Below are 25236 nucleotides of genomic sequence, written 5' to 3'. Positions count from 1 at the left end.
AACCATGCCACGACTGAGTTCCGACCAGCCGTTTATCCACCCTGATTGCAATATCACTGCAAGCTCTTTTGGCGAGTTTGTCGAGATCGGCGCTGGGACGCGTGTGGCGAATTCGGTTTTTGGTGATTACTCCTATTGCGACCGGACCTGTGACATCGCGAATGCCGAAATCGGAAAATTCGCAAACATCGCAAGCTTCACGCGGATCGGCGCGACGGATCATCCGATGGAGAAGGCGTCATTGCATCACTTTCTGTACCGCTCGGCGGACTATTGGGATGATGCGGAAGATGACGCGGAGTGGTTTGGACATCGCGCCAGCCGCATCACCCGGATCGGCCATGATACCTGGATTGGCCATGCTGCGATCATCAAACCCGAAGTGACCGTCGGCCATGGGGCCATTATCGCTTCAGGTGCGGTGGTCACCAAGGATGTTGCGCCCTATACGATCGTTGGTGGTGTCACGGCTGAGCTGATCCGGGGCCGGTATTCGCAAGGCGTTGCAAATCGCATGATGGAATTGGCCTGGTGGGATTGGGATAACTCCCGGCTGCGCGCGGCCCTGCCGGATTTCCGCGTCCTGAGTGCCGAAGCATTTCTGGAGAAATACGAAACTGCCTGAGCAAATCGACGATAATTCTCCCGTACACGCGTCCGGATCAGCTACGCCCAACGGGATGAAACCTCCGTCTTGAATACAGGCGTGAGGGCATCTGCCGTCTAGTCCTCGTTCAGGGTCAGAGTCACCCGGTCGCCGGCAAAGACTGTGCGGCCAAATTCAACGGGCAGACCATTCGGATCTGCGTTGACGCCAACGGAAAACAGAACCGGCGCACCCTCGGTCACTCGAAGGTGCAGGGCTTGCGTTGCCGTCGCCGCGCGCGCCGTCAAGCGCGTCGAGATTCGGGTGTAGTCCTCGATCCCGCATTGCTTCAAAGCCTTTGTCACAGATTCCGTTTCCGAAAGAGCTTCAAGAATGCCAGGCAGGCGATCAGCGGGAAAAACGCTTTGAAATAGTCCGATTGGTTGCCCGTCGGCCAGTGACAGCCCGTCATATACGTGTACCTGATCGCCTACCGCTATTTCCAATGCCTCCGCTTCAGTTTCATCTGCGGCACGCGTCGTCAGTGTCAGGATCTTTTTTCCGGGGATCTTGCCACTGGCCGAGATGCTTTTGTGGTATCGGACGCGTTTGCCGATGGCATAATCGGTCGGGCGGGCAGCCACGAAAACGCCGGCGCCGCGGCGGGCATGCACCAGACCTTGGTCCGCCAAATCTGACAGCGCGCGTCTCACCGTATGGCGGTTGACCCCGTGTTTTGCTGCCAACTGCGCTTCGGTCGGCAGGCGGTCGCCGGTGTTGTATCGACCTTCCGCAATGTCCGATGTCAGGTGCAGCGCGATACCTTTCCAGACGGGTGTTTTTCTCATGTCATCAAAACTTCACAAGGTTGCGGATTGCCAGCTGCAGCGGTGAGCTGTAATATTTGTCTAGTTGTATAGTTTAGATAGACAACCCGGCCAAGAGGCTTTGATGGCAGATCAGACAAAAATATTGAACGCGGAACGGCAGGACTGGATGGGTCTGTTGGCGCGTGCGCCAGAAAGTGCGTTGATGACACTCTGGGACAGGTACGAAACCCACCCGAGCTTTGAGTGGCTGCGAAGCCCCGAAATCGGCGGGGTCATGGTGCGCGGGCGCGCTGGAGGCACGGGCGATCGGTTCAATCTTGGTGAAATGACCGTCACACGCTGTTCACTGATGTTGCAGGATGGAACAGTTGGACATGGGTACGTGCAGGGCCGGTCTAAACCGAAGGCCGAAGTGGCCGCCTTGATAGATGCTCTGATGCAGACCCCCGCAGCGGGTACGGTTCATGATCAGGTGATCGCGCCGCTCAAAGAGCAGATGGAGGCTGACAAAACGGGTCGGGCTTCCAAGGCTGCGGCGACAAAAGTTGAGTTTTTCACCATGGTGAGGGGAGAAGATTGATGACGGCGCAACCCCACTATTCTGGCGGTTTTCAGAACGCACCGGTCCAGGCCGCGCATGCATTCCGCGCCGCCATGACCGTAATGGCCCGGCCCGGCGAAATCCGTGAACTAAACGGCAGTCGCCCTCCAAACCCCTTGTCTACTGCAGCGGGAACGCTGTTGCTGACTCTGTGTGATCCCGAGACAAAGGTGCACTTGGCTGGCGCGATCAATACCGATGCAGTGCGCGAGTGGCTGACCTTTCACACCGGCGCGCCCCTTGCGCAGGCGGCCGATGCAGATTTCGCCGTCGGGCGCTGGGCCGAGCTGGGGTCATTGGGCACTTACCGTATCGGCACCGCTGAATACCCGGATCGGTCGGCCACATTGATTGTAGAATGTGACGAGTTGCAACAGGCCGGTGCCGAGCTAAGCGGTCCGGGGATCAAGGGAACGGCTCAGCTTTTCTTGCCGGATATTCCGGCGTTGCAGGCCAATGCGGCTTTGTACCCGCTTGGGTGCGACTTCTTTTTCACCTGCGGGAACCGGGTTGCAGCCCTTCCGCGCAGTACCCGGATCAGCATGGAGACCTAAGCAATGTATGTCGCAGTCAAGGGTGGCGAGAAGGCCATCGAAAACGCGCATGCCTGGTTGGCGGAAGAACGTCGCGGCGCACCCGACATTGCCGAGTTGAGCATCGCGCAAATCCGCGAGCAGCTGAGTCTGGCAGTCAACCGGGTGATGGCCGAGGGGTCTTTGTACGACCCCGATCTGGCGGCTTTGGCCATTAAACAAGCGCGTGGCGATCTGATCGAAGCGATCTTTCTGATACGGGCATACCGAACGACGTTGCCGCGACTTGGTTATTCGAACCCCGTCAAGACGGATGAAATGGCGTGTGATCGACGGATCTCGGCCACGTTCAAGGATGCGCCGGGTGGGCAGGTGCTGGGGCCAACCTTTGATTACACGCACCGCTTGCTGGACTTCAAATTGGCCGCAGAAGGTGAGGTTCCGGTCGCACCCACATTGCAACCCCGAACCGAGGCGACGCCACATATCACGGAGTTCCTGAAGGGTGAGGACATTATTCAGGATGAACCCGCCAGTGACGCCACCCCTGGTGATCTGACGCGCGAACCGATGGAGTTTCCGTCGAACCGCCCCCTGCGTCTGCAATCCCTAACCCGCGGGGATGAGGGGTTTGTGCTGGGCATGGCCTATTCCACCCAACGCGGCTACGCCCGCAATCACGCTTTCGTCGGTGAGTTGCGGATCGGAAAGCTCGCAGTTGAGATGGACATCCCGGAACTGGGTTTCGCCATCGACATCGGCGAAATCGAATTGACCGAATGCGAGACGGTGAACCAGTTCAAAGGTTCCAAGACGGAACCCCCGCAATTCACCCGTGGCTATGGTTTGGTGTTTGGTCAGTCTGAACGGAAATCCATCGCGATGGCTTTGGTGGATCGCGCCCTGCGTTGGGAAGAGTTGGGCGAAGACAATCTGGGCGCACCCGCGCAGGACGAGGAATTCGTGCTCAGCCACGCGGACAACATTCAGGCGACGGGTTTCCTCGAGCATATCAAGCTGCCGCACTACGTGGATTTCCAGTCCGAGCTGGAACTGGTTCGCAAACTACGACGCGAAGCCGAAGAACGGATAAAGCCGAAAGAGGCTGCGGAATGAAAGTCGAGCCAAGGGAAAGGGGGCATCTATGAACTGGATAGCGCCCGCATATACGGGGCGGCCAGCTAAGCTGGGGAATTTACCATCCCGCCTTATTGGCGTCGCAGGTTTCTACCGGGCGGCGAGTCCCTTCGCGCGCCAACAGATTCCCACTCGCCCTTCGGGTCCCGCTTTTGCGCACGGCGACGACGCTTCGCATGACGCGAGTGAAAGAAAAGATACAGCAACAGCGCTAACAACAGCGCGCCCAACAAAAATACGTCCACAAAAACACCAAAAACAAAGTGATACATCAAAATGAATGAGTATAACTTCGCATATTTGGACGAACAAACCAAGCGAATGATCCGCCGCGCCATATTAAAAGGACTGGCAGTGCCCGGATATCAGGTCCCTTTTGCCAGTCGTGAAATGCCGATGCCCTATGGTTGGGGCACCGGTGGAGTGCAGGTTTCAGCCGCGACATTGATGCCAGAGGACACGTTAAAAGTGATCGACCAAGGTGCAGATGACACCACCAACGCCGTGTCGATCCGCAAGTTCTTTGAGAACACAGCAGGCGTGGAAACGACTGAGGAAACCGAGAAGGCCACCATTATCCAGACCCGCCATCGTATCCCCGAAGCGAAGCTACGCGAGGATCAGATTATCGTGTATCAGGTGCCAATTCCGGAACCTTTGCGCTTTTTGGAACCGCGCGAAACGGAAACGCGCAAGATGCACAGTCTTGAAGAATACGGGCTGATGCATGTGAAACTGTATGAAGACATCAGCCAACACGGGGCGATCTCGACCGCATATGCCTATCCGGTGAAAGTGTCTGACCGCTATGTGATGGACCCGTCGCCGATCCCGAAATTCGACAATCCAAAGCTTGAGATGGACGCGATCCAACTATTTGGCGCAGGTCGCGAACAACGAATTTACGCAGTTCCCCCGCACACCAAGGTCGTCAGCCTGGATTTCGAGGACTATCCTTTCGAGGCAACCAAGGCCGCTCATCCATGCGACTTGTGCGGCAGCGATGACAGCTATCTGGACGAAGTGATCATGGATGATGCTGGCAACCGCATGTTTGTCTGTTCCGACACTGATTTTTGCCGGTCACGCCGAAAAGCGGGCCACAAAGGCCGACTGGCCGAGGAGAATGCGGCATGACCCCCCTGTTGCAGGTCAAAGGCATCGAAAAGCACTATGGTGCGCGGATCGGTTGCTCGGACGTGAGTTTTGATCTCTACCCCGGTGAGGTGATGGGGATCGTGGGCGAAAGCGGTTCTGGCAAGTCGACGTTGTTGAATTGCTTGGCCGGTCATTTGGAACCTGACGCTGGGCAGGTGATTTTTGACACCCGCGCCGACGGCCCGGCGGATACGGTCACCATGTCCGAACCGGAACGCCGGATGTTAAGTCGAACGGACTGGGCTTTTGTGCACCAGCATGCGCGCGATGGCTTGCGCATGTCGGTCAGCGCTGGCGGAAATATCGGTGAGCGCTTGATGGCAGTGGGTGATCGTCACTATGGCACCATCCGCGATCGAGCGATCGATTGGTTGGGACGGGTCGAGATTGACGAGACTCGTGTTGATGACCGGCCTTCGGTCTTTTCTGGCGGGATGCAGCAGCGATTGCAGATCGCCCGCAATCTGGTCACCGGGCCACGCCTTGTGTTTATGGATGAACCAACGGGCGGACTGGATGTGTCGGTTCAGGCGCGTCTGCTGGATTTGCTGCGCGGGCTGGTACGTGAGATGGGGCTGAGCGCTGTTATTGTAACCCATGATCTGGCGGTTGTTCGCCTGTTGGCAGACCGTTTGATGGTGATGAAGGACGGACGCGTTGTTGAGGCAGGGTTGACAGATCAGGTACTGGACGACCCGCAGCATGCTTACACGCAACTGCTGGTGTCCAGCGTTCTGCAGGTGTGAGGGCGAGGAAGATGATTGAACTCAAGGACGTGAGCAAAAGCTTCACCCTGCATAATCAGGGCAGTGCGGTAATTCCGGTGATGGAGGGTGCCTCGCTCAAAGTCGCCCCCGGTGAGTGCGTTGCTCTGACCGGGGCGTCGGGCGCCGGCAAATCGACGCTGATGCGGGTGATCTATGGAAATTATCTGGCCGCATCAGGCCAGGTTCTTGTCGGTGGTCTGGATGTTGCAAGGGCCGAACCACGTGAAATTCTGGCTCTGCGGCGTGAGACGCTTGGCTATGTCAGTCAGTTCCTGCGTGTTGTTCCCAGAGTGCCGACACTGGAGGTGGTGGCTGAGCCGCTGTTGGCTGTCGGATGTGCCAGGCAGGCGGCGCTGGACAAGGCGGCGGATTTGCTGGCGCGCTTGAACATTCCCGAAAGACTATGGAGCCTGAGCCCAACCACCTTTTCGGGTGGCGAGCAGCAGCGGGTGAACATTGCGCGTGGATTTGCGCATGACTACCCGGCAATGCTGCTGGATGAACCGACCGCCTCTCTGGATGCGCAAAATCGTGAAACGGTCCTGTCTTTGATCGAAGAGGCCAAAGCACGCGGTGCTGCGATTGTTGGCATCTTTCACGATATCGAAGCGCGCAACCGAGTCTGTGATTGCGAGATCGATGTATCCGAGTTCACGCCAGGAATGGTCGCATGACCCTTGCACCTGTCATAGCCGTTGTAGGCCCGTCAGGAGTGGGCAAAGATAGCGTGATGGACGCGCTGGTCGCGCGGAAGCCGGGTATCCAGCGGGTTCGCCGGGTGATTACCCGCCCCAAGGGCGAAGAAGGCGAAGATTTCGACCGGGTGTCGGTCGAAATCTTCGAAAAGATGGTGCAGGACGGGACCTTTGCATTGCACTGGAAGGCGCATGGGCTGCACTACGGAATCCCGATTGAAATCGCAAAGCAACGACAATCGGCCGATGCGCTTTTGGTCAATCTGTCCCGTTCAGTTCTATTGAGCGCACAAGACGTTTTTGGCGACCTGATCGTGGTCTCGCTGACGGCGGATCCCAAGGTGCTTGCACAGCGTCTTTCCGTGCGCGGGCGGGAAAGCGCCAGTGATCAGGCCCGTCGCCTAGAGAGGGCTGGTATTGCCTTGCCGGACGGGCTGAACCGTGTGATCGAAGTTGACAATTCCGGACCGCTAGAGGTCGCGATCACCAAGATCCTTGTCGGGCTTCAACCAGAAAGGGCGTAGCGATGGATCAGATGAAACTTACCATCCTCGGCCTCGCGCATAAGCGCCAAATCCCGGATATCAAACGGAGTGGGCAACAGGGGGACCAAATGGTCCTCCAACGCCGCCTGAACCGCTTTCAGCGTTGGTTTATCCAGTTTTCCGCTGAGGGTGATGTGAAAGCGGAAGGTGTCCATCACGTAAGGATAGCCCCAACGCAGCAAGTTGGCGTCCTGTTCCGGGGTCAATCCCGAGGCGCGTCTGCGGTTCAGTTCCGCTGCGGATGCGGGGGCGCGAAAACTATCCAGTTCGCGGACGCAAGCCGCAGCCAGAGCGTTCAGAGCAGTGGTTTCGCCCAAGGGCCGCAGGGCAAGAAACCGTCCAAGCCTGGCGATTTCAAACCCGTCCAGCCTGACGGGCGGTCGCGTTTCGGCCAACTGTTCGCAGGCTTCCTGCAAATCGACCTGAGACTGCCCCTTGTTCAGGCGAAATGGCGGCTTCATGGTTGCGTGAAGGCCATATTTTCGCGGGACTTCGGTTGCAGCTGCAACATCCACACCCGCAACTACGGGGTGGGCGATCTTGGAGCCAGTTTCCATGTCCCAGCCCAGCCATCGGGTTGCAAACCTCGTCCATTCGGCCTGAGCCGGTGGCGCAAAATAGATCGCGTATCGCGTGAATGTCACATTGGCCTCCTATGCGTGGCCTTCCCAATATCCCAAACCTTGTGAAGTTCAGATGACAGAAGAAATGATACTTGCCAATGCCACGCTTGTTCTTCCCGATGAGACGGTTACAGGCAGCATTCGGATCGTAGAGGACACAATTGCTGAGGTCGCGACCGGCGCAACTGTTCCCGTTGGTGCCACGGATTGCCAAGGCGACTACGTCTGTCCGGGCCTGGTCGAACTTCACACCGACAACCTTGAGCGCCACATCCAGCCGCGCCCAAAGGTTGACTGGCCCCATGCCGCCGCCATTCTGGCCCATGATGCCGAGCTTGCCAGTACCGGGATCACCACCGTGTTCGATGCAATGCGCATCGGTTCGATTCTGTCTGGGCAGCGCTATGCCAAATACGCGCGCGGTCTGTCGCGTGAGCTGTGGCAACTGCGGGAACAGGACGCGCTGAAGATCAGCCACTTTCTGCATCTACGCGCCGAAATCTGTTCGGAAACCCTGACCGAGGAATTGGCCGAATTCGGGCCTGAGGACCGCGTAGGTTTGGTCTCACTCATGGATCACACGCCGGGACAGCGCCAGTTCCGCGATATGTCTAAGTTGCAAGCGTATCTGAAAGGTAAGTTGGGCCTGGAGGGCGATGGTTTCATGCAACATGTGGCCGACCTTAAGGCGATGCGCGACCGCTATGGCGATCAGCATGAGGTAGAGACGGTAAAAGCCGCCAAACGCTTTGGTGCGATGCTGGCCAGCCATGATGACACAACAGACGAACAAGTGCGCATATCGGCCGGTCACGGGATTACGCTTGCCGAATTTCCGACTACGGTCGAGGCCGCGCAGTCCTGTCAGGACCACGGCATCAAGGTAATGATGGGGGCGCCGAACGTGATACGCGGCGGGTCACATTCCGGCAATGTCGCAGCGCACGAACTGGCTGCGCTCGGCTATCTGGACATCCTGTCCTCGGACTATGTGCCCTCCGCATTGTTGCTGTCCGCTGCGCGACTGGGTGAAGTGTGGGGCGATTTTGCCCGCGGTTTGAGAACCGTCACAAAAACACCGGCGGATGTCGTTGGACTTGATGATCGTGGTGCGCTGCGGGCAGGCGCGCGCGCGGACATCATCCGGTTCCGAATGCGCGAAGGCATCCCAGCTTTGGATGGCGTTTGGTCGCGCGGGCGCCGCGTCGCCTGATCAGGCCCTGTAGAACAAGTAGCGGTCCGGTGCGATGGTGTCTGGCCCGCTGATCTGTTCAAGGCCAACAAGCGGCTGGCCCGAGATCAACAGACCTCCGGGCAGCATCACCTGTGCGATCAAAGGGCTCAGGCGCGCAGCTTCGGCGACGTCCTCTTCCTTGACGCCGCGCCCGAAGTCATAGTGGGCCAGCGCAATTTTTGGTCCACCTTGCGCGAGATTCTTCAACATCGGCTCGGCTTCACCCTGCAGAAAATCCTCTGCCGGAGGGGTGCTGGAAGGATGACATTGCAGCACGCGGTCCATAACCCAAATCCTACGATCCGGAAGAATTTCCCGCAGGTGGTCATATGTGCGCCCGTTTCCCAAGCCCATGTCCAGCACGTCGCCTGCCATATCCGAGATCTGATCGACCGCCCAATTCAAACCATCACGCTGTGCGGTCAGGCGGCGCAGCATGGAATCCAGTCGGCTCATTCAGATCTCCTTATTCAGTCGGTATTGGCGGCAGACCAGACAAAACCCGGCCCATCCAACAGCCGGTTCAGTAGGTCATGGGTAAAGGCCCAGATGTCCTCATCATGAACCAGATGGTGGGTCAAGACACCAAAGGGCTCGGCGTTGTCTGCGCCGCCCTCACGGCGGTCTTGCAGCAGCTGCGTCGTTTTGGTGATCAATGTCTCGACGTCAGCCAGTCCGCGTGATCCGCGCCAGTCGATTGGGTCCAGATGCGTGTTAACCTGGATCATCCCGGGGGCCGCCTGCGTGTTCGACCGCGGCGTAGCGGTCGACAAGATGCGGTATCCTGCTGCAGGCAACTCCTGCACGACCTCTGGTGCGATGCGGTTCCAGGGCGGCACGAACATAGGGCAAAGCCGATCCCCGAACAGCGCCCGCATGCGCGCCATTCCGGAACGGATATCTTGAGTGATTTCGGCCATGTCCCGATGCAGGCGAAACTCGGATTTCTTTTCATCCGGCGGTGCGTGGTTCAAATGAGCCCATCCGTGCACGACCGGGATAATGTTTGAATGGGCATCTACATATTCGACCAAGACGTCTTTGACGTCGCGTGGGATAATGGCCAGATGAACGGGCACCCCAAGTTGGTCAGACATCGTAGACAACCGATCAAGCTGGGGCGTTGTAGAAATGGCATCATCGTCACGCCACCAAAGAGGCAGGGTCAGCCCCTTCTGCTGCCAGATTTCCAACTCAACCGTCAGATTACGCCAATCAAGACTCATCCACGACGCTCCAACAGTGTTTTGGTAATCTGCACAGATTGTGCGGCCCCATTGAACCCCTGATCTGAGACCGCGCGAGGGTTCGACGAAATCACACGATTGACGGTCTCTGCCAACAGATCACCGTTTAAATCTTTGCTTGCGATGACATCTATCGCGGGCAGATCCGCAAGGGTGCGCGCGCGCAGACGTTGTTCAACCTCATTGCCATCATCGAAAGGGATGAAAACGGCTGGGGTTCCTGATTGGAGAATATCCAACGCTGTATTGTAACCGCACATGCTGACTGACGCCGCCGCCTGGGGCAACATTTGGCGAAAGTCGGGGCGCACCGGTTCCAGAAGGACAGGGGCATCCCTTACGGTTTTTTCCATCTCTTCAATGCGTGCCTTCGCGTCCTGCCCGCCGACCAACAAGCGCCAGCGCCTGTTGGGCATCTTTCGGGCCGCCTCGATGGCCGCATGAAAGATGGGCTGTCCCACCGAACCGCCACCGGCGCTGACCAGAACTTCGTCCTTACCGATGGCCTCTTGGTGGGGCAGCGGCGCTGATGGAGCCACGAAACCGGTATAGAACAGGCGACGTTCCAGGTTCTCGGATACGGGCCAGCTAGCGTTCAGTGGCACAACGCTCTGGTCCGAATGAACAAGGATTCCGTCGTAGTATTCCGCGATGATCTCTTCGGCTCGCTCGGCCTTCGCAGGTTTGGAGGGTGGCGCAAGAATGTCCCGGATCGAACCAAGAATTACAGGACGCGGGCGCATGTCGCGGGCTGTCTCCAGCGCGGCCGAAAACTCACTTGTCAGAGAACGGCGGCCAAACGGATAAAGCTCAGTGATCAAAACGTCCGGCGCAAAGCTGCGAATGGCCTCGACCAGAGCAGTCTTGCGTGCCTCAAAATACTCCTCATCCGCAACCAGGCCAGCCTGTGTCAAAAGGCGGGTGAAATCAGTGCCGTCCGAACGTAAGGGCGGCAGACCCAGCAGGGTCATCCCGGTGGTGTCCAGCTGCGGAGCGGGCATTCCACCAGAGACCACAAAAGTCTCGTGACCATCCGCGACAAAGGCCCGCCCCAGTGTCAAAGCGCGGCTCAGATGTCCGGTGCCCAGCAGGTGTGTGACAACGATCATGACCTTCATGAATGGGCATCCTGTCGGAGCAGGCGAACGGGTTCAGACTGCGGCTGAAAACTATCCATATCAATGACATAAAGGCGGTTTCGCTTGATCTTGAATGGGGCGTCGCCGTCAAAGTTCCACCCCCAGGCCTGGGCTAGAATGACACGCATAATCCCGATGTGGCACACGGCGAGAGTGTCACCCTTCAGCCCGTCCAGCCAAGGTTGCAACCGCGCCCGGACATCTGCCGGGCTTTCGCCGTTCGGTGGGCGAAAGTCCCAGCCCCAGTCCTCGATATGGCGATATCCGCTTTCGGGGTCCGCGATCAGATCAACGCCGCGCTGGCCTTCCCAATCGCCCCAGTTCATCTCGGTCAGAGCTTCTGAGACCTGCGGATCTCGCCCCGCGACCAACGCGGCGGTTTCGCTGGCGCGATGCAGCGGGCTGGACCAGAGCGCGGCCGTGTTCCACGGCTCGGGTAGTTCGTAGCCGGCCAGTTCAGCGCGCGCGTCATCATCAAGGGGAATGTCACTGCGACCCTGAATACGTCCAGCGCGGTTCCAATGAGTGTGGCCGTGGCGCAGTAGGGAAAGTCGGCTCATGCATTGCCTCCGATCAAAGCCCGGGCAGCCTGCCAGAACCGTTCGGTTGCTGCGGGCATAAGGTGGCGGTTGGAAATATACTCTTGGGCACTTGCGCCAAGTGAACGGCGCAGGGCAAGGTCGGCAAGCAGCGTCTGTAGTCTGGCGGCAAGCCCGTCGGATCCGGCATCAACCGCGGGATAGTCAGCCGGTGCCAGAACATCGCGAACGCCGGGCCTGTTCTGCGCAACAACGGGAACTCCACTTGCCTGCGCCTCAAGGTAGATCATGCCATATGCTTCATTGACGCCGGGCCAAACCAAGACCGATGCGGTCGCATAAGACTCTTGAAGAGCGTCGCGATCCAACTGCCCCAGAAACCGGACCTTCGATCCAAATGGTGCCATAAGATCTTCGATCTCTGCGCGCGCGGGTCCGTCTCCTGCAATGTCCAAAACCCAATCCCCGGTCAGATGCGACAGTGCCTGCGCCAGCAGTTGATACGAAGCCATCTTGTCGCCATGCCGCATCATTCCTACCGTCAACATTGACCCGTCACACGAGGACGCAGACGGCAGCGATGTGACCGGCAAAAAGGGCGGTAACTCGATCAGGCGTTGATCGCCGCATTTTTCACGCTCCAGCGTGATCAGGTCGTTGGCCGTGTGGTAAAAAATGACGTCCGCCGCGTCGCAGGCGTCATGTGCAGCCTTCGCAAAATCGGACCACGGGCCGTTTAGACGGCTTGTCGCACGGGTACTTTCCAATTGCACATAAGGTATGTCCCGGGCGGCACACACTTTGGGTCCCAACAGATCAGGGGCTTTGTAATAATTGTGATAGGTCACCCACAGACTCGTGTCTGCGGGCATGTCAGCGATCAGTCGCCGAGCCTCAACATCGGCTTGGAAACGCAGTCGCTGCTGAACTTCTGCGTCGCCGGTTTTGTCATAAATACGCAAGTCCGAGACCAGATCGACCTTGTCGCCCTGCGCCCCGATCGCTCCGATAAGGTTACGCGCCATTTCTCTGTCTCCTGACGGCACCGGGCTATTCGGCGATTTCATCGGTGAGAAAAAGGCGACGCGGGCCATCAGTCTTTGTCCGCGCCCAACGCGCTGAGCCGTTGGGACAATAGGGCAATGCCGGGATCCATGCGGAATTCATCAATCAGACGGGAATAGGCAGCCGCAGCCATTGACGCTGTGCGTTCCGGTTGCGCGGCCAACTCGGTGATTGCACCAGCAAGTGCCGTTGGGTTGTCGTCTGACAAAACACCATGTGTTCCGGTTTCTATGAATTCCGGAATTGCAGAGACCGGCGTCGACAGAATCGGCAATAGCTGAGATGCAGCCTCCATCAGGACATTTGGCAGTCCGTCGCGGTCACCGTCCTCAGCAATCCGGCTGGGCAGAACAAACAGATCAGATGCGCGCATGGCCTCGATCACTTCGGGCTGATCACAGGCCCCTTTCCAGGTGATCCGGTCTGCGATACCAGCGGTCTCAGCCCTTTTGCGCAGGTCGTCCCCCAGTGCACCGCCGCCTATGTGGGTCCAGTGCCAGTCCAGCGAATTGGGCAGAAGAGAAAAGGCATCAATCAGGCGGTCAAAGCCCTTCTTCTCAACCAGACGACCGACCGACAGCATTTGGAACGGCCCATCCGGTGCCCGAGCCGTACGGGCTGGTGGGCTGGGGAAACGGTTCAAGTCCAGGCCGTGATATATCAGGTCGATCCGTGCGGGGTCATCGGCAAGACTGCGCAAATGGGCGGCCCCAATCGCTGTGCAGGTTGCGCCGAAGGCCGCTCCATGAGTGCTGGCCTGTAATTTCTCGGCCTTTTCCCAGTCCGGCGAGGTCCAGATGTCTTTGGCGTGTGCCGAAAAACTCCAAGGCAGGCCGCGCATGATTGCAGCGTAGCGCGCGACCGATGACGGAGTGTGCATGAAATGCGCGTACATCACCTGCGTGTCATCGGGCAATTCGGCGGCCAGAACGCAGGCCTGCCCAAAACGCCGGATGCGGTTATGCGTCGGGTCGCGACGTAGGTCAGAACGCCATACCCTGTATGCCTCGTCATAGCCGGGCAAAGTTTGCGCAGCATGGCGAGCGGCCCAGACGCGATCTGGTTCTTCGTAAAGATATTCCGGTAGGTAGTGGACCTGCCCTTTGAACCGGTCATGCAACGGGTGGCGTTTGATGTCGGTGGGGTGGCGCAGGGACCAGATGTCAAAACGGTGGCCAGCATCCTGAAGCGCGACAAGTTCCTGCGCGATGAACGTCTCGGAAAGGCGCGGCCATCCTTTGACCAGCACCGCAAGCTTGGGTTTTTCTGAAGTCATCCGGTGGCTCGTTCCCGTTCCCCACCAAGCAGCGCATCTACGCGGCTTGTGACATAGTCCAGACCGTCCAGCAGACCTTCGCGGATTGCCTGAGAAGGCAATGGTTGATGCGGCAGATTGCGAATAGCCTCAATCATCGCGTCCGCCGTCAACCCATCGCGGTTTTCGTCCAGCATTCTGACAAGCCCCAGGCCTTCGGCACGAGAGGCGCGGATCCATTGCTCCAACCGCGGCGTGGTGCGGGGAACGATGACCGCACGTTTGTCGAACGACAGAACCTCGCAGAACGTGTTGTATCCACCCATGCAAACGACACCTGCAGCCCCCGCAAACAGCGTTTCGATCTGCGATTCAAAGCCAACGGCCGTGACCCGGCCGTTCAGCGCGGCAACACGAGTCTCGAACTCTTCGCGCAATTCTCCCGACAGGAAGGGGCCATAGACAAGTACAGCGCGCGGCGACAGGCTGGGGTCTTTTTCATAGGCCGACAAAACCTGGTTCACCATGGCTTTGCCGTCGCCACCGCCACCCGGCGTAATCAGGATGTATGGCTGTTCGGGCGGATCACCAATCGGGCCAAGGTCGCGGCGCAGATAGCCGGTCCAGTGGATGCGCGACTGCGCAGCCGGGCTAAGCGGCAAGCCTTCGGTCGGATCATAGATCGAGCGCAACCCGTACACCCAGATTTCGTCGTAAAACTTCTCGGTCGCCGCAATGGCCTCTTTCCGTTCCCACTCGGCGGCCAGCACTTCGGGTTCGTCCAGAACATCGCGAAGGCCAAGGACCAATTTGGTGCGGCGGGTCCGCTGCAGGTTTTCAAGAGTGGGCAACAGCTCGCTGCGGAAACCGGTTGGTTCCTTGTCGACGATCAGAACGTCGGGATCGAACTGCTGCACCGCTGTCTGGATCAGCCCCGCACGCAACTCGGTCACTTCCTCGATACCCATGCCGATCGTTTGGGACGCATAAGAACCATCAGCGCGCTTCGTCACACCAGGTAACCGCACGTGATCAACACGGCGCGGAAAGGTGAAACGTCCTGCTACCGGGGATCCGGTCAGTATCAGGGCTGATGCAAATGGGTCTGCCTGAGTGATAGCGCTTGCCAATGCACGGGACCGGCGCAGGTGACCCAACCCGAACGTATCGTGGCTGTAAAACAGGATGCGCGGCGTACGGCCGGTTGTTTCGTTTTTTCTTACTAGGCTCATGCCTTTGCCCAATTTAGTGTTCTGGTGCAACTCCGCGCGCTTGCACCCGTATCGTATATATTTTTTTCAGCCGCATGCAAAATCACTGATCGCACCAGTTGTTCCCGGCCTGTGTCGATTTTAGCCGTCAGTTTCGCACCCGCGCCTTGTTCTGCATCATTTTCCCGCTCATCCGTCATGATGACAGCACCTGGTCGGTCATATTCAGTTTTTTCCAGGTTGCAAACACTTCTGTTCATAGCATGGTTCCGGGAACACGACTTGACACGATCTTGAGAACCCGGGGGTTGACTATTTGAACCCGCCACTGGGCTTCGATAACCTGTGTTGCGACAGATAAATTGGAAATACACCCGATGACACGCACATTGCTGACCGGATTAACGCTTTTAATTTGGTCCCTTACTTTGACACTGGTCACCGGAGCGGACGCGCAAACCTCGCTCATACCGGGGTATCCCTCGGCTGGGGGCAGCAGTTCGGAAACAACCGACGACAGTGACCTGGCTACGGCGATACGATCCGCGACCGAAGCCGGGGCCAGTGTGATTGTCATCGACAGCGCCGGTCAGATCGTGTCCTCCGGCGCACAAAACGATGTCTCTTCTGAGGCTGCCGCGGCGGACCCGATGGCTGACGGTTCGCAGCTTATGAAAGCGCAGGAGCGGTTTTCGAAGTTTCGCGAATCTATGAACTCAAGGCTTCAGGCGCTGCCCTATTCGATTTTCGAGGTGCAATACATCCTGCGTCAGACCAGCCCGGATGGTCGCATACAGACCTATGTCGAGGTCCTGTTCTGGAACGTTCTTTTCCTTTTGATCGGGCGATGGTTGTCGATTGAAATATACGGCAAGCGTATCGCAAAACGAATTGTAGTCGCGCGATCAAAAGAAGATCCGCAAGGCTATCGAGAGAAAATGCCGTTTTTGGTGTTCCGTTTCCTGATGGGGATAGGAGCCACGATTTTTGCCATGCTGATGGCGCTGATTGTCGGATTCGTGTTTTTTGGCGAGGCCGAAGATATTTCGATCCAGTTCACGGTAACAGCTATTTTCACCGCCTTCTTCCTGTCGCGCACGGTGTCTGACCTGTGGCGTATGGTTCTTTCCCCGTATCTGAGCCAATATCGTCTGCCGCCTTTCTCGGATCGTGATGCCAAACGTTTGTACATCTGGGCTTCGGCACTGGCGACATACGACATTACGGTGGTACTTTTTGCGACGTGGGTGGCGGATTTCGGACTGAACTACAACGTCTACGCCATGGTCTATGGCAGCCTGACGATGCTTGGCGCGATCGGCAATGTCCTGATGATCCTGTTCAACGCGCGTGCCATTTCAAACGCAATTCGTGGTGGACGGACCCCGGATCAGGTGTCGTGGATTCTGCGCTTGATCTCGTTCGCGTGGGCGCCGGTTCTGATCCTCTACATGGTGTTCAGCTGGATCAAACTGGCTGTCGACCTCGTGCTTGAAATCCAAAACTCAATCCCGATCGTGGCCAGCAGCTATGCGATCTTCATGTCGGTTGTGGTTGCTTATGGGGCCATGAACTACCTTCTAGAGCGGTATTTCAATCGGAACCGCCAACTGGAAGAATTGAACGTGGATGCCGACGAGGCGGATCCTGAGGTTGAAGTAATCGAGACGCCGCAGGCGGAAATGCGCAAGCACTCGATTCTGACCTACGAAGATCTGGCGCGACGGGTCGCAGGTATTCTCGCCTTTGTTGTTGGTCTGTATGCACTGGTGGTCATCTGGAATCCGGATGCCAGCTGGAGCGAGGACCTACCGATCGAACGGGCATTGGACGTGATGGTGATCCTCTTCATGGGGTACATCCTGTTCCATTTCTTCCGCATCTGGATCGATTCGAAAATCGCGCAGGAAATTGACGATGGCGGCGGTGAAGCCGAGCTGGGCGATGAAGGCGGAGAAGGTGGGCAGAGCCGACTTGCAACGCTGTTGCCCTTGTTTCGCGGCGCCATATTGGCCGTAGTTGTCGTGACCATCGCCCTGATTGCCCTGATGGAATTGGGTATCAATGTCAGTCCGTTGTTCGCGGGTGCCGGTGTTGTCGGTCTGGCGGTAGGCTTTGGGTCACAGACACTGGTCCGCGATATCTTTTCGGGGGCGTTCTTCCTGATGGATGACGCGTTCCGCAAGGGGGAATACATCGACATCGGCGACGTTAAGGGAACGGTAGAAAAGATCTCGGTCCGGTCGTTCCAACTGCGTCACCATCTGGGCGCGCTGAACACCATTCCCTTTGGCGAGATCAAGGTCCTGACAAACTACTCCCGCGATTGGGTTATCATGAAGCTGCCGCTGCGGGTGACCTATGACACGGACGTTGAGAAGGTGCGTAAGCTGATCAAGAAACTGGGCCAGCAGTTGCTGAGCGATCCGGTGATCGGCGACAACTTTATCCAACCACTGAAGTCGCAAGGCGTGATTGAAATGCAGGACTCTGCGATGATCATTCGGGTCAAGTTCATGACCAAACCGGGCGATCAATGGCTGGTACGCAAGAAGGTCTATCAGGACATCCGGGAATTGTTTGCCCGCGAAGGCATCAAGTTTGCGCACCGTGAAGTCACGGTACGGTTGGCAGAGGGCAAGGAGCCGGAAGATCTGACGCCGAAACAGAGAGAAGCAGTTACTGGTGCGGTGCAGGCTGCGATTGACGAGGACTATTTGGACGATATCGGCCCGGGTGGAGATGATCGCTGAGTGCCTCTCCCGCCCCTTTGGGTGACGCCTCTGACGAGACGTGACCCAAAGCGTTGGGCCAAGCCGCGCGTTCCGCGCGGCGGTTGGTTCAGGTGACGGGCGAAGCCCAAACCGGTGCCGAAGTACCAAGTTTCGGCGCGGGGCCATCCCAAAACATCTTGGCCATGCCAACAGTCAGAGCGGGTTTCAGACGGTGGCCGGGACCCCAGCCTGAGTTTTCGAGCGTATCGCTGTAGTCTGATGGGTTGGCACCGTTGATGACCTCTTTCGTGTCCGACTTGCCGAGTATGGCCAGCAGTTCTGCCGTACGCGCCAGAGAAAGCTGACCCAGCATGATTGAGTTACCCGAGGCCGCTTCGGCAAGGGCCGACAGCACGGCGGACGCCATCAGATAGCCGGTAGCATGATCCAGTGCCTGAACCGGCAACGGAGTTGGTTTGTCTGCGATTGCCCAGTCACGACCCGCATCCGCGATGCCAGCGCTCATCTGGACAAGGCTGTCGAACCCGCGCCGCGCAGCCCAAGGACCTTGCCAGCCATAAGCGTCGAGAGTGACTTCGACCCGGTTAGGGGCCAGTTCATCGCGCTTGGCCCTGGTCAGACCGAGCGCATCCAATGCGCCAGGGCGGTACCCATGGACAAACACGTCGGCCTCAGACAGCAACTTTTGCAGCTTGTCCAAACCAGGTGGTGATTTCAGATCAAGGTATGCGCAAGATTTGCCCAACGAGATATCGGGTATGACACCGGGCTCATCCCAGCCGGGTGGGTCGATGCGCAGAACCTCGGCACCGAAACCGGCGAGAGTTCGCGTTGAAACAGGACCAGCCAAAACGCGTGTGAGATCGAGAACACGCAGGCCCGCAAGCGGGCGTTCTGCCGTGGCCTTTGATCGGTCTCGCAAGTGGATCTGGCGGGGGCTGTGCCACCCTATAAGGGGATCGCGAGACACGGCCCGGCCCTGCGGATGCTCCAACCATTCCGCGCGGCTGCGCATGGCTGCGGAAACGCCGCCCTGCGCCACGATTTCGGATTCGAGTTGACTGGCGGACCATCTTCGCACGGCGTCAGAAACCGCGCCCCGTTCTGCCTTGACCTCAAGAACCTTGAGTGCTGCCTCCCGGTGGCGCGGCAGGTTGGTGTGCAGCCTGATCCAGCCATCCGCTGTCTGATAATCGCCTGCGACCGCATCCCATAGGCTGGGCATCTCCCAACTATTGGGTTTGAAAGAGTACTGATACCAAAGCGACGCCAAGCGATGATCCACAGACACCTCTGGCACGCTAGGCGACAGATTCAAGGCTGTCGTCAGGCGTGCCAGTTCCTGACCTACGGCGCCAAAAGTCGCCGTTGCCAGTTCTGAGACCGCATACACGCTGGACCAAGCCCCGGTTCCCGTTGTCCGGTATCCGTCAGTCGCGGGCAGGGCAGAGATCAAGGTCATTGCTGGTATGGGTCCAGACTGTCGCGCAGCCCGTCACCAAGGAAATTGAACGCCAGTACGACAACGATGATCGGCAGCATCGGGATTGCCGTCCAAGGGTAGATCTCGATCGAGGCCAGATTCTGCGCGTCGTTTAGCATCACTCCCCAGCTGACGGCCGGGGCCCTCAGCCCCAGACCCAGAAAGCTAAGTGCCGTTTCCCCAAGTATCATAGCCGGGATCGATAGCGTGGCTGAGGCGATCAGATGCGACATGAAGTTGGGCAGCAGGTGTTTACGGATGACCCGGCCCGAGCTTGCGCCCATCATCTCGGCGGCGCGGACGTATTCCTCTTCCCGAAGGGACAGGAATTTGGCGCGTACCGAACGGGCGAGGCCGGGCCAATCGAGTATCCCCAGAATAATCGAGATGATGAAGAACACCGCAACCGGGCTCCAGTTCGAAGGCACCGCAGCCGATAGCGCAAGCCAGAGCGGTAGTTCAGGCAGCGAACGCAAGACCTCGATAACCCGGTTGATGACCCAGTCGATCTTGCCGCCAAAATACCCGGCCATCGATCCAAACAGGATGCCAAGGAAGAACGACACCGAAATGCCGATCAGACCGACCGTCAGCGACAGCTGTGCGCCGTACAGGATGCGGCTGAACACATCGCGACCCAGACGATCCGACCCCCAAAGGAATAGTGTTGCGCCCTCGGGCGCGCAGAACAAGTGGGTGTCGGATTTGATAAACCCGGCAAGCTTGTACTCAGCCCCTTCGCAGAAAAAGCGAATGGGGCGTGGATCTTCGGTGTCAGGCACGAATTTCCATTGAAAGGTCTCAAGATCAGCCTCGGCCACGATGGGATAGACATGCGGGCCGATGAAGCTGCCATCATGGAACCAGTTGATGCTTTGTGGCGGGGCATAAAGATGTTCGCCGTTCCGCTCGTTCGGACCATAAGGCGCAATGAACCCTGCGAAGGGCAGCATCAAGTAACAGAACAGCAGGAAGATGCCAGAAATCAGGCCCAGCTTGTGAGTCCTGAACTTGCGCCAGACCAGAACCCAGTTCGGCGCGTCCAGATCGGCGCGCTCCAACTGTTGCAGGGAGGCTTCCGGGTCGAAAGGTGCGTCGTCGACAAAGCGACCGTCGGTGTGTTTGGTCACGCTTCACGCCCCTCGTACCGAATGCGCGGGTCCAACATGACCAGCAAGATGTCAGAGATCATGGTGCCAATCAGGGTCAGCAAAGCCACGAACATTAGAATAAAGGCAGACAGGAACTGGTCCTGAGTTTTCAGCGCTGTCAGCAGTGTTGGGCCGATGGTCTGCAAACCAAGCACGACCGATACCAGAACTGAGCCGGATACCATCGATGGCAGCAGGTTTCCGATATCAGCGACAAAGGGGTTGAAGGCCACGCGCAGCGGGTATTTTGTCAGCATCCGTGACGGGGCCATGCCTTTGGCGATGGCCGTCTCAACATATGGCTTGCCGAGCTCATCCAGCATGTTCGCGCGCAGGCGTTGCATCATGGCTGAAGCACCGGATGTGCCAATTACGAAGGTCGGCACGATCAGATGGACAAGAATGGATTTCAACTTTTCCCAGCTCATTGGTTGGCCTTCAAAGGACGGATCCATCAGGCCGCCGATGGGCAAGTTGAAATAGCGATGACCGTAATAGAAAAGGATCAGCGCCAGCAGGAAGTTCGGTGTGGCCAAGCCAAGATAACCGACAAAGGCGGACGTATAGTCGATCCAGGTCCGCGATTTTGCTGCAGCGAGAACGCCCAGCGGCAGGGCAACGGCGTAAACAAACAGGATAGCGGCCAGATTGACCACAACTGTCAGCCACAAAGTATCGCCAACAATTTCGGCCACGGGGCGGTCGAATTCAAAGGACCAGCCATAGTTGCCTTGCAGCAGGCCCTCAAATCCGTGCGGACCGGGCCAAAACCCCATCCAAATCAGGTATTGCTCCCATACGGGACGATCCAGAGCATATTCGGCGCGAAGGAACTCGGCCTTGGCCACCCCGGCGGACTGACCCGATGCCTGCAATTCAGCAATCTGGTTGCTCAGATAATCACCGGGTGGAAGGTTGATGATCACGAAGATCAGAACCGACACCACCAGCAAAGTCAGCAGCATCGTGAAAAAGCGATACACCGCATAGCGCAGCATGACCATTTAGCTGCTCCTGATTAGTCGGCGAAAAAGAATTCGTCTGGGCGGTGAATGCCGAAATGTGCGCCGGGCTCCCATGCCCACATGCCTTGCTCGGGCACGTTGCGCAGACGGTTGGACACTACGATCGGCTGTGGTGCGCCGTTCAGAATTCCGATGGCGAAAAGCTGATCGGCGTGGATGTTCAGCATTTCTGACCAAACGACCGAACGCTCTTCATCGGTGGTGGCGGCCTCCCAATCATGGGCCAATTCCATCAGACGCTTGGCCTCGGGCATGTCAGGGGCTTCACCAACGTCCCCGCCGGTCTGGTAAAACTGTCCCCATTTGGGCCAGGCCAAAAACACCTGATCCGTGGGAGCCAGGTACGCGGGCGAGGTGTGGGCTTGCGGGATACCGTCATCCCAGCCGAACCACACTGAGGCCATAGTATTGCCTGCAAACACGCGATTACGCAGAATGTCCCGGTCCAGAGGGCGCATTACAAGGTCTACGCCGATCTCGCGCCACGTATCCGTGACGATCTGAAGTGCGTTTTCAACCTCTTGCCGCTCGCCGGCGGTTTCGATGATCAACTCCATCGGGCGGCCATCGGGTAGCAGGCGAATGCCGTTTTTGTCGCGTTCGGTCAGGCCCGCTTCGTCCAGAAGGGCGTTGGCCATCTCAACGTCGTACTGGGCCCAAGCCTGCGCATTTTTCTCGTCATAGAAAGGAGATGCCGGCAGCACAGACATCGCACCGGGATGGGCCAGTTTGAAATAGAGCGCCTGATTGATGGTTTTGCGGTCGATGGCCAGCGAAAGCGCCCGGCGGACGCGCACATCGCGCAGAACGTCGCGCCAGACCTCATCCGAGTAGTTCAGGTTCGGATAGATCGCGATTTGCGATGCGACACCTGTCTTCCACAGTAGTGTTTTGTAGTCTCCGCCTGCTTCGCCCTTTTTTAGGATAGATGCATCGCGAAACGCCAAACCGCGCCCTTGCAGGTCGGTCTCACCCGCATTGGCCTTGGCTGCGACCAAACCGGGGGCGACAATCTCCATCTCGACGATGTCGATATAGGGCAACTGAACACCGTTGGAATCGATACGGTGGTAATACGGGTTACGCACAAAGTTGTGGCGGATCTTCTTGCCCGAGCTTGCGTTCAGCCAAGGCTGCAGTGTCGGCAGTTCGTGGTTGTCGAATTTATAGAGGTTGTCCAGCTTGTTGTGCAACGCTGCCCAGCTTTTGACCCTTGCGTCTTCGACCTGAAATGCCAGCTCTTCAGCGTCTGCGAATTTCTCATGGTACTGCTTCAGGAACTCGGAAGGCCGGTAAATGAAAGGCGGGCGTGCTTGTGCCAGCGACTGCAGAAAATCAGGATTTGGGTCTTCCCACTCAAAGACAATAGTGGTCTCGTCCGGGAAGGTCACAGTTGGTGTTTTACCCTCAACAATCAGGAAATCGGGCGGGCCAGAGGGGCTGAGCAGTTCGTTATTGGCGACGTCTTCCCACCAATACCGGAAGTCTTCCGAGGTGAAGGGCGACCCATCTGACCACTTGTGCCCGTCTCGCAGATTCAGGGTGAATTTTCGGTTGCTATCATTTTCATAGGATTCCAACAGATCTGGGACGATCTCGTAGTTTTCGTCAAACCCAACCAGTCGCGCATAGCCGTAGACGACCATCTGACGGATATCTTTCGAGCGGGTAACCATTGTGCGCAGGGTGCCGCCAGGGGTTCCAAAGTCTCGGCCTTTGGCAGACAGATCTACGATCAGCGGCTCGCCCGGCAGGCGCTCGGCTACAGGTGGCAGGTTCCCGGAACTGACTTCGGCCTTCCAGAATTCGCTTTCCTGAGGGGTTGGCGTCCCTGCCGTGGCGGGCAGGATCCAGACGGCAGCCAATGTGGCAGCCAGAATGAGCGGGCGAGTGGTCTTAAACATGGCATCGTACCTTATGGCCGGGCTCCATCTCTACCAGTGAAGGTATCACGGAGTCCGTAAATCGGAAGGTGTCATCCCAACTGTCTGGTGAACCTGCGCCCAAAGCAACCAGTTTAAGGTCGATGGGCCGGTTGATGTCGGGTTCTGGTTGGGCGGCAATCAGCGCCTTGGTGTAAGGATGTCGGGGGTTGTAAAACAACGTCTCGGGCGGGGCCTGTTCGACGACAAGCCCGCGGCGCATCACAGCGACTTCGTCCGCAATGCGCGCCACGACGGCAAGGTCGTGAGAGATGAACAGGTAGGACAGGTTCAACCTGTCCTGCAGGTTTTCGAGCAAGGTCAGGATTTGTTCCTGAACTGATACATCCAGTGCCGAGGTAGGCTCATCACAGACGATCAGCTGCGGGTCCAACATCATCGCGCGCGCAATCGAGAGGCGTTGCCGCTGACCGCCAGAGAAGGCATGCGGATAGCGTTTCAGCATGTCCCCGTTAAGCCCGACACGCTGCAGCATCTCGACCGCTTTGTCCCGCTGTTCCGCAGTTGAACCGATGGAGTGAATTTCCAATGGTTCGGTCAGCGCGTCCTGAATGCGCATCCGAGGACTAAGCGAGCTGTACGGGTCCTGAAACACCATTTGTGCCTTGCGCTGAAACGCTGTGCGTTGCGCGCGGGTCATATGATGTACCGTTATTGGATCTTCATTTGGTGCTGTTCGAAACAGGACCTCTCCGCCTGGATCGGGCAATTCCGCGCCAAGGGCGATCCGCGCAGCCGTCGTTTTACCCGATCCACTTTCGCCGACGATTGCCAGCGTCTTGCCGCGGGCAAGGTTCAGGTCCACACCGCGGCAGGCGTGGATCAGCTTGTCATCCTTCCACCCCTTGCTGGACCGCATTGTGTAGGTTTTGGATACCCCCTTCATCTGTAGAATGAGGTCCTCGTCCGGCATCGGCAGCCCGACCGAGTCCTCGTCGGGGATCGCAGGTGCCGCGTTGAACAGTTGTTGCGTATAGGGATGTGCCGGGGCGCTCAGGATCGGCGCGGCGGCACCAGCTTCCATCACCCGGCCCTTGTGCATGACGACAACCTGTTCTGCCATGTTGGCAACAACACCAAGGTCGTGTGTCACAAGGATCAGGGCCATGCCCGTCTCGCGCTGCAGTTCCTTGATCAGCCCAAGTACCTGAGCTTGTGTCGTTACGTCCAATGCAGTTGTCGGCTCATCCGCGATCAGCAAATCCGGCTTGGACACCATGGCCATCGCAATCATGGCGCGCTGGCGCATGCCGCCCGACAACTCAAACGGGTAAGAATCATAAGCGCGTTGTGGATCAGGAAAGCCCACACGCTCGAACTGTGTAAGAACCTCTTTGCGAGCCTCCGCCTCGGACGCGCCTCTATGCAGCCATAAAACCTCGCTGACCTGATTGCCGATCTTGTGCAATGGGGATAGCGAACGCATTGGTTCTTGAAAAATCATCGAAATCCGATTGCCGCGAATATCGCGCATCTGGCGTTCGCTGATTTTGGTCAGCTCTTCGAAACCCTTTGAATCATTCAGGGTAATCGTACCGCTGCGAATCTGCGCGGAACGCGGCAATATTCGTAACGCCGCCCGACACGAGATGGTTTTCCCCGACCCGGACTCACCGACCAAAGCAAGCGTCTGCCCGGCTTCGACATCAAAGTTGACTCCTTTGACAACTGGGTCGCCCGCACCAAAACCGATGCTGAGGTCTCTGACGGACAACAACGCGGTCATGCGGGTTT

The 25236-nt window shown here is 57.8% G+C and carries 25 protein-coding genes; 10 read left to right on the top strand and 15 right to left on the bottom strand.

Features of this window, described 5'->3' with window-relative positions; translation table 11 throughout:
- Nucleotides 1–4 precede the first annotated feature (4 nt).
- Nucleotides 5–625, top strand: a complete 621-nt coding sequence (locus GOW92_RS13775; protein WP_170561168.1) for a chloramphenicol acetyltransferase — start codon at nucleotides 5–7, stop codon at nucleotides 623–625.
- Between the two features lie 98 nt (nucleotides 626–723).
- On the opposite strand, the gene phnF is transcribed toward GOW92_RS13775, so the two are convergent.
- Entirely contained in the window at nucleotides 724–1434 is a 711-nt protein-coding gene (gene phnF, locus GOW92_RS13770) for a phosphonate metabolism transcriptional regulator PhnF (protein ID WP_170561167.1), read from the bottom strand.
- A 103-nt stretch (nucleotides 1435–1537) separates the two neighbouring features.
- Here phnF and phnG point away from each other — a divergent pair, with 103 nt between their 5' ends.
- The 7 genes from phnG (at nucleotide 1538) to phnN (ending at nucleotide 6831) form a co-directional block, all read left to right on the top strand.
- A complete protein-coding gene (gene phnG, locus GOW92_RS13765) occupies nucleotides 1538–1996 on the top strand; it encodes a phosphonate C-P lyase system protein PhnG (RefSeq protein ID WP_170561166.1) in 459 nt (152 codons plus the stop codon).
- A complete protein-coding gene (phnH, locus tag GOW92_RS13760) occupies nucleotides 1996–2571 on the top strand; it encodes a phosphonate C-P lyase system protein PhnH (RefSeq protein WP_170561165.1) in 576 nt (191 codons plus the stop codon). The genes phnG and phnH overlap by 1 nt, the downstream gene beginning before the upstream one ends.
- 3 nt (nucleotides 2572–2574) lie before the next feature.
- On the top strand, nucleotides 2575–3666 hold the full coding sequence (locus GOW92_RS13755; RefSeq protein WP_170561164.1) for a carbon-phosphorus lyase complex subunit PhnI: 1092 nt from the start codon (nucleotides 2575–2577) through the stop codon (nucleotides 3664–3666).
- A gap of 297 nt (nucleotides 3667–3963) precedes the next feature.
- Nucleotides 3964–4824: an alpha-D-ribose 1-methylphosphonate 5-phosphate C-P-lyase PhnJ gene (locus GOW92_RS13750; protein WP_170561163.1), complete on the top strand. Its 861-nt coding sequence runs from the start codon at nucleotides 3964–3966 to the stop codon at nucleotides 4822–4824.
- Nucleotides 4821–5591 carry a phosphonate C-P lyase system protein PhnK gene (phnK, locus tag GOW92_RS13745; RefSeq protein WP_170561162.1) on the top strand — a complete coding sequence of 257 codons (771 nt, stop codon included), beginning with the start codon at nucleotides 4821–4823 and terminating at the stop codon, nucleotides 5589–5591. Before GOW92_RS13750 ends, phnK begins: the two co-directional genes overlap by 4 nt.
- An 11-nt stretch (nucleotides 5592–5602) precedes the next feature.
- A complete protein-coding gene (gene phnL, locus GOW92_RS13740) occupies nucleotides 5603–6286 on the top strand; it encodes a phosphonate C-P lyase system protein PhnL (protein WP_170561161.1) in 684 nt (227 codons plus the stop codon).
- Complete coding sequence (gene phnN, locus GOW92_RS13735; protein ID WP_170561160.1) at nucleotides 6283–6831, top strand: phosphonate metabolism protein/1,5-bisphosphokinase (PRPP-forming) PhnN; 549 nt, start codon at nucleotides 6283–6285, stop codon at nucleotides 6829–6831. Before phnL ends, phnN begins: the two co-directional genes overlap by 4 nt.
- On the opposite strand, the gene GOW92_RS13730 is transcribed toward phnN, so the two are convergent.
- Nucleotides 6813–7496: a DUF1045 domain-containing protein gene (locus GOW92_RS13730; RefSeq protein ID WP_170561159.1), complete on the bottom strand. Its 684-nt coding sequence runs from the start codon at nucleotides 7494–7496 to the stop codon at nucleotides 6813–6815. The two genes, phnN and GOW92_RS13730, sit on opposite strands and share 19 nt — an antisense overlap.
- A 52-nt stretch (nucleotides 7497–7548) precedes the next feature.
- Here GOW92_RS13730 and GOW92_RS13725 point away from each other — a divergent pair, with 52 nt between their 5' ends.
- Complete coding sequence (locus GOW92_RS13725) at nucleotides 7549–8688, top strand: alpha-D-ribose 1-methylphosphonate 5-triphosphate diphosphatase (RefSeq protein ID WP_170561158.1); 1140 nt, start codon at nucleotides 7549–7551, stop codon at nucleotides 8686–8688.
- On the opposite strand, the gene GOW92_RS13720 is transcribed toward GOW92_RS13725, so the two are convergent.
- The 8 genes from GOW92_RS13720 to GOW92_RS13685 are packed head-to-tail and all read right to left on the bottom strand — an operon-like array spanning nucleotide 8689 to nucleotide 15425.
- The gene (locus GOW92_RS13720) at nucleotides 8689–9165 is read right to left on the bottom strand and encodes a class I SAM-dependent methyltransferase (protein ID WP_170561157.1); all 477 of its coding nucleotides are present in this window, start codon (nucleotides 9163–9165) and stop codon (nucleotides 8689–8691) included. It lies immediately after the preceding gene.
- 14 nt (nucleotides 9166–9179) lie between these two features.
- Nucleotides 9180–9935 carry a polysaccharide deacetylase family protein gene (locus tag GOW92_RS13715; RefSeq protein WP_170561156.1) on the bottom strand — a complete coding sequence of 252 codons (756 nt, stop codon included), beginning with the start codon at nucleotides 9933–9935 and terminating at the stop codon, nucleotides 9180–9182.
- Nucleotides 9932–11074: a glycosyltransferase family protein gene (locus tag GOW92_RS13710; protein WP_170561155.1), complete on the bottom strand. Its 1143-nt coding sequence runs from the start codon at nucleotides 11072–11074 to the stop codon at nucleotides 9932–9934. Before GOW92_RS13710 ends, GOW92_RS13715 begins: the two co-directional genes overlap by 4 nt.
- Complete coding sequence (locus GOW92_RS13705; RefSeq protein WP_170561154.1) at nucleotides 11071–11655, bottom strand: histidine phosphatase family protein; 585 nt, start codon at nucleotides 11653–11655, stop codon at nucleotides 11071–11073. The genes GOW92_RS13710 and GOW92_RS13705 overlap by 4 nt, the downstream gene beginning before the upstream one ends.
- Nucleotides 11652–12728 carry a glycosyltransferase family 4 protein gene (locus GOW92_RS13700; protein WP_170561153.1) on the bottom strand — a complete coding sequence of 359 codons (1077 nt, stop codon included), beginning with the start codon at nucleotides 12726–12728 and terminating at the stop codon, nucleotides 11652–11654. The genes GOW92_RS13705 and GOW92_RS13700 overlap by 4 nt, the downstream gene beginning before the upstream one ends.
- Nucleotides 12728–13975: a glycosyltransferase family 4 protein gene (locus GOW92_RS13695; protein ID WP_170561152.1), complete on the bottom strand. Its 1248-nt coding sequence runs from the start codon at nucleotides 13973–13975 to the stop codon at nucleotides 12728–12730. The genes GOW92_RS13700 and GOW92_RS13695 overlap by 1 nt, the downstream gene beginning before the upstream one ends.
- Nucleotides 13972–15186: a glycosyltransferase family protein gene (locus GOW92_RS13690; protein ID WP_170561151.1), complete on the bottom strand. Its 1215-nt coding sequence runs from the start codon at nucleotides 15184–15186 to the stop codon at nucleotides 13972–13974. The genes GOW92_RS13695 and GOW92_RS13690 overlap by 4 nt, the downstream gene beginning before the upstream one ends.
- Nucleotides 15183–15425 (bottom strand): hypothetical protein, encoded by a 243-nt coding sequence (locus GOW92_RS13685; RefSeq protein ID WP_170561150.1) that lies wholly within the window; start codon nucleotides 15423–15425, stop codon nucleotides 15183–15185. The genes GOW92_RS13690 and GOW92_RS13685 overlap by 4 nt, the downstream gene beginning before the upstream one ends.
- A gap of 117 nt (nucleotides 15426–15542) precedes the next feature.
- Here GOW92_RS13685 and GOW92_RS13680 point away from each other — a divergent pair, with 117 nt between their 5' ends.
- Nucleotides 15543–17918, top strand: coding sequence for a mechanosensitive ion channel domain-containing protein (locus GOW92_RS13680; protein ID WP_170561149.1), 2376 nt, complete (start codon nucleotides 15543–15545; stop codon nucleotides 17916–17918).
- An 88-nt stretch (nucleotides 17919–18006) separates the two neighbouring features.
- Here the strand turns inward: GOW92_RS13680 and GOW92_RS13675 are convergent, their stop codons facing one another.
- From GOW92_RS13675 to GOW92_RS13655, 5 genes are read right to left on the bottom strand one after another with little or no spacing between them, the layout of a single operon-like run.
- Nucleotides 18007–19362 (bottom strand): CoA transferase, encoded by a 1356-nt coding sequence (locus GOW92_RS13675; RefSeq protein ID WP_170561148.1) that lies wholly within the window; start codon nucleotides 19360–19362, stop codon nucleotides 18007–18009.
- Nucleotides 19359–20513 (bottom strand): ABC transporter permease, encoded by a 1155-nt coding sequence (locus GOW92_RS13670; protein WP_170561147.1) that lies wholly within the window; start codon nucleotides 20511–20513, stop codon nucleotides 19359–19361. The genes GOW92_RS13675 and GOW92_RS13670 overlap by 4 nt, the downstream gene beginning before the upstream one ends.
- Nucleotides 20510–21538, bottom strand: a complete 1029-nt coding sequence (locus tag GOW92_RS13665; RefSeq protein WP_170561146.1) for an ABC transporter permease — start codon at nucleotides 21536–21538, stop codon at nucleotides 20510–20512. The genes GOW92_RS13670 and GOW92_RS13665 overlap by 4 nt, the downstream gene beginning before the upstream one ends.
- A gap of 14 nt (nucleotides 21539–21552) precedes the next feature.
- Nucleotides 21553–23463, bottom strand: a complete 1911-nt coding sequence (locus GOW92_RS13660) for an ABC transporter substrate-binding protein (protein WP_170561145.1) — start codon at nucleotides 23461–23463, stop codon at nucleotides 21553–21555.
- Nucleotides 23456–25228, bottom strand: a complete 1773-nt coding sequence (locus GOW92_RS13655; protein ID WP_170561144.1) for an ABC transporter ATP-binding protein — start codon at nucleotides 25226–25228, stop codon at nucleotides 23456–23458. Before GOW92_RS13655 ends, GOW92_RS13660 begins: the two co-directional genes overlap by 8 nt.
- Between the last annotated feature and the right edge of the window lie 8 nt (nucleotides 25229–25236).

Source organism: Ruegeria atlantica (assembly GCF_013032505.1).
GTDB lineage: Bacteria > Pseudomonadota > Alphaproteobacteria > Rhodobacterales > Rhodobacteraceae > Ruegeria > Ruegeria atlantica_F.
The sequence above is the reverse complement of the archived record's forward strand: the minus strand, read 5'-3'. Positions and strand labels throughout refer to the sequence as shown.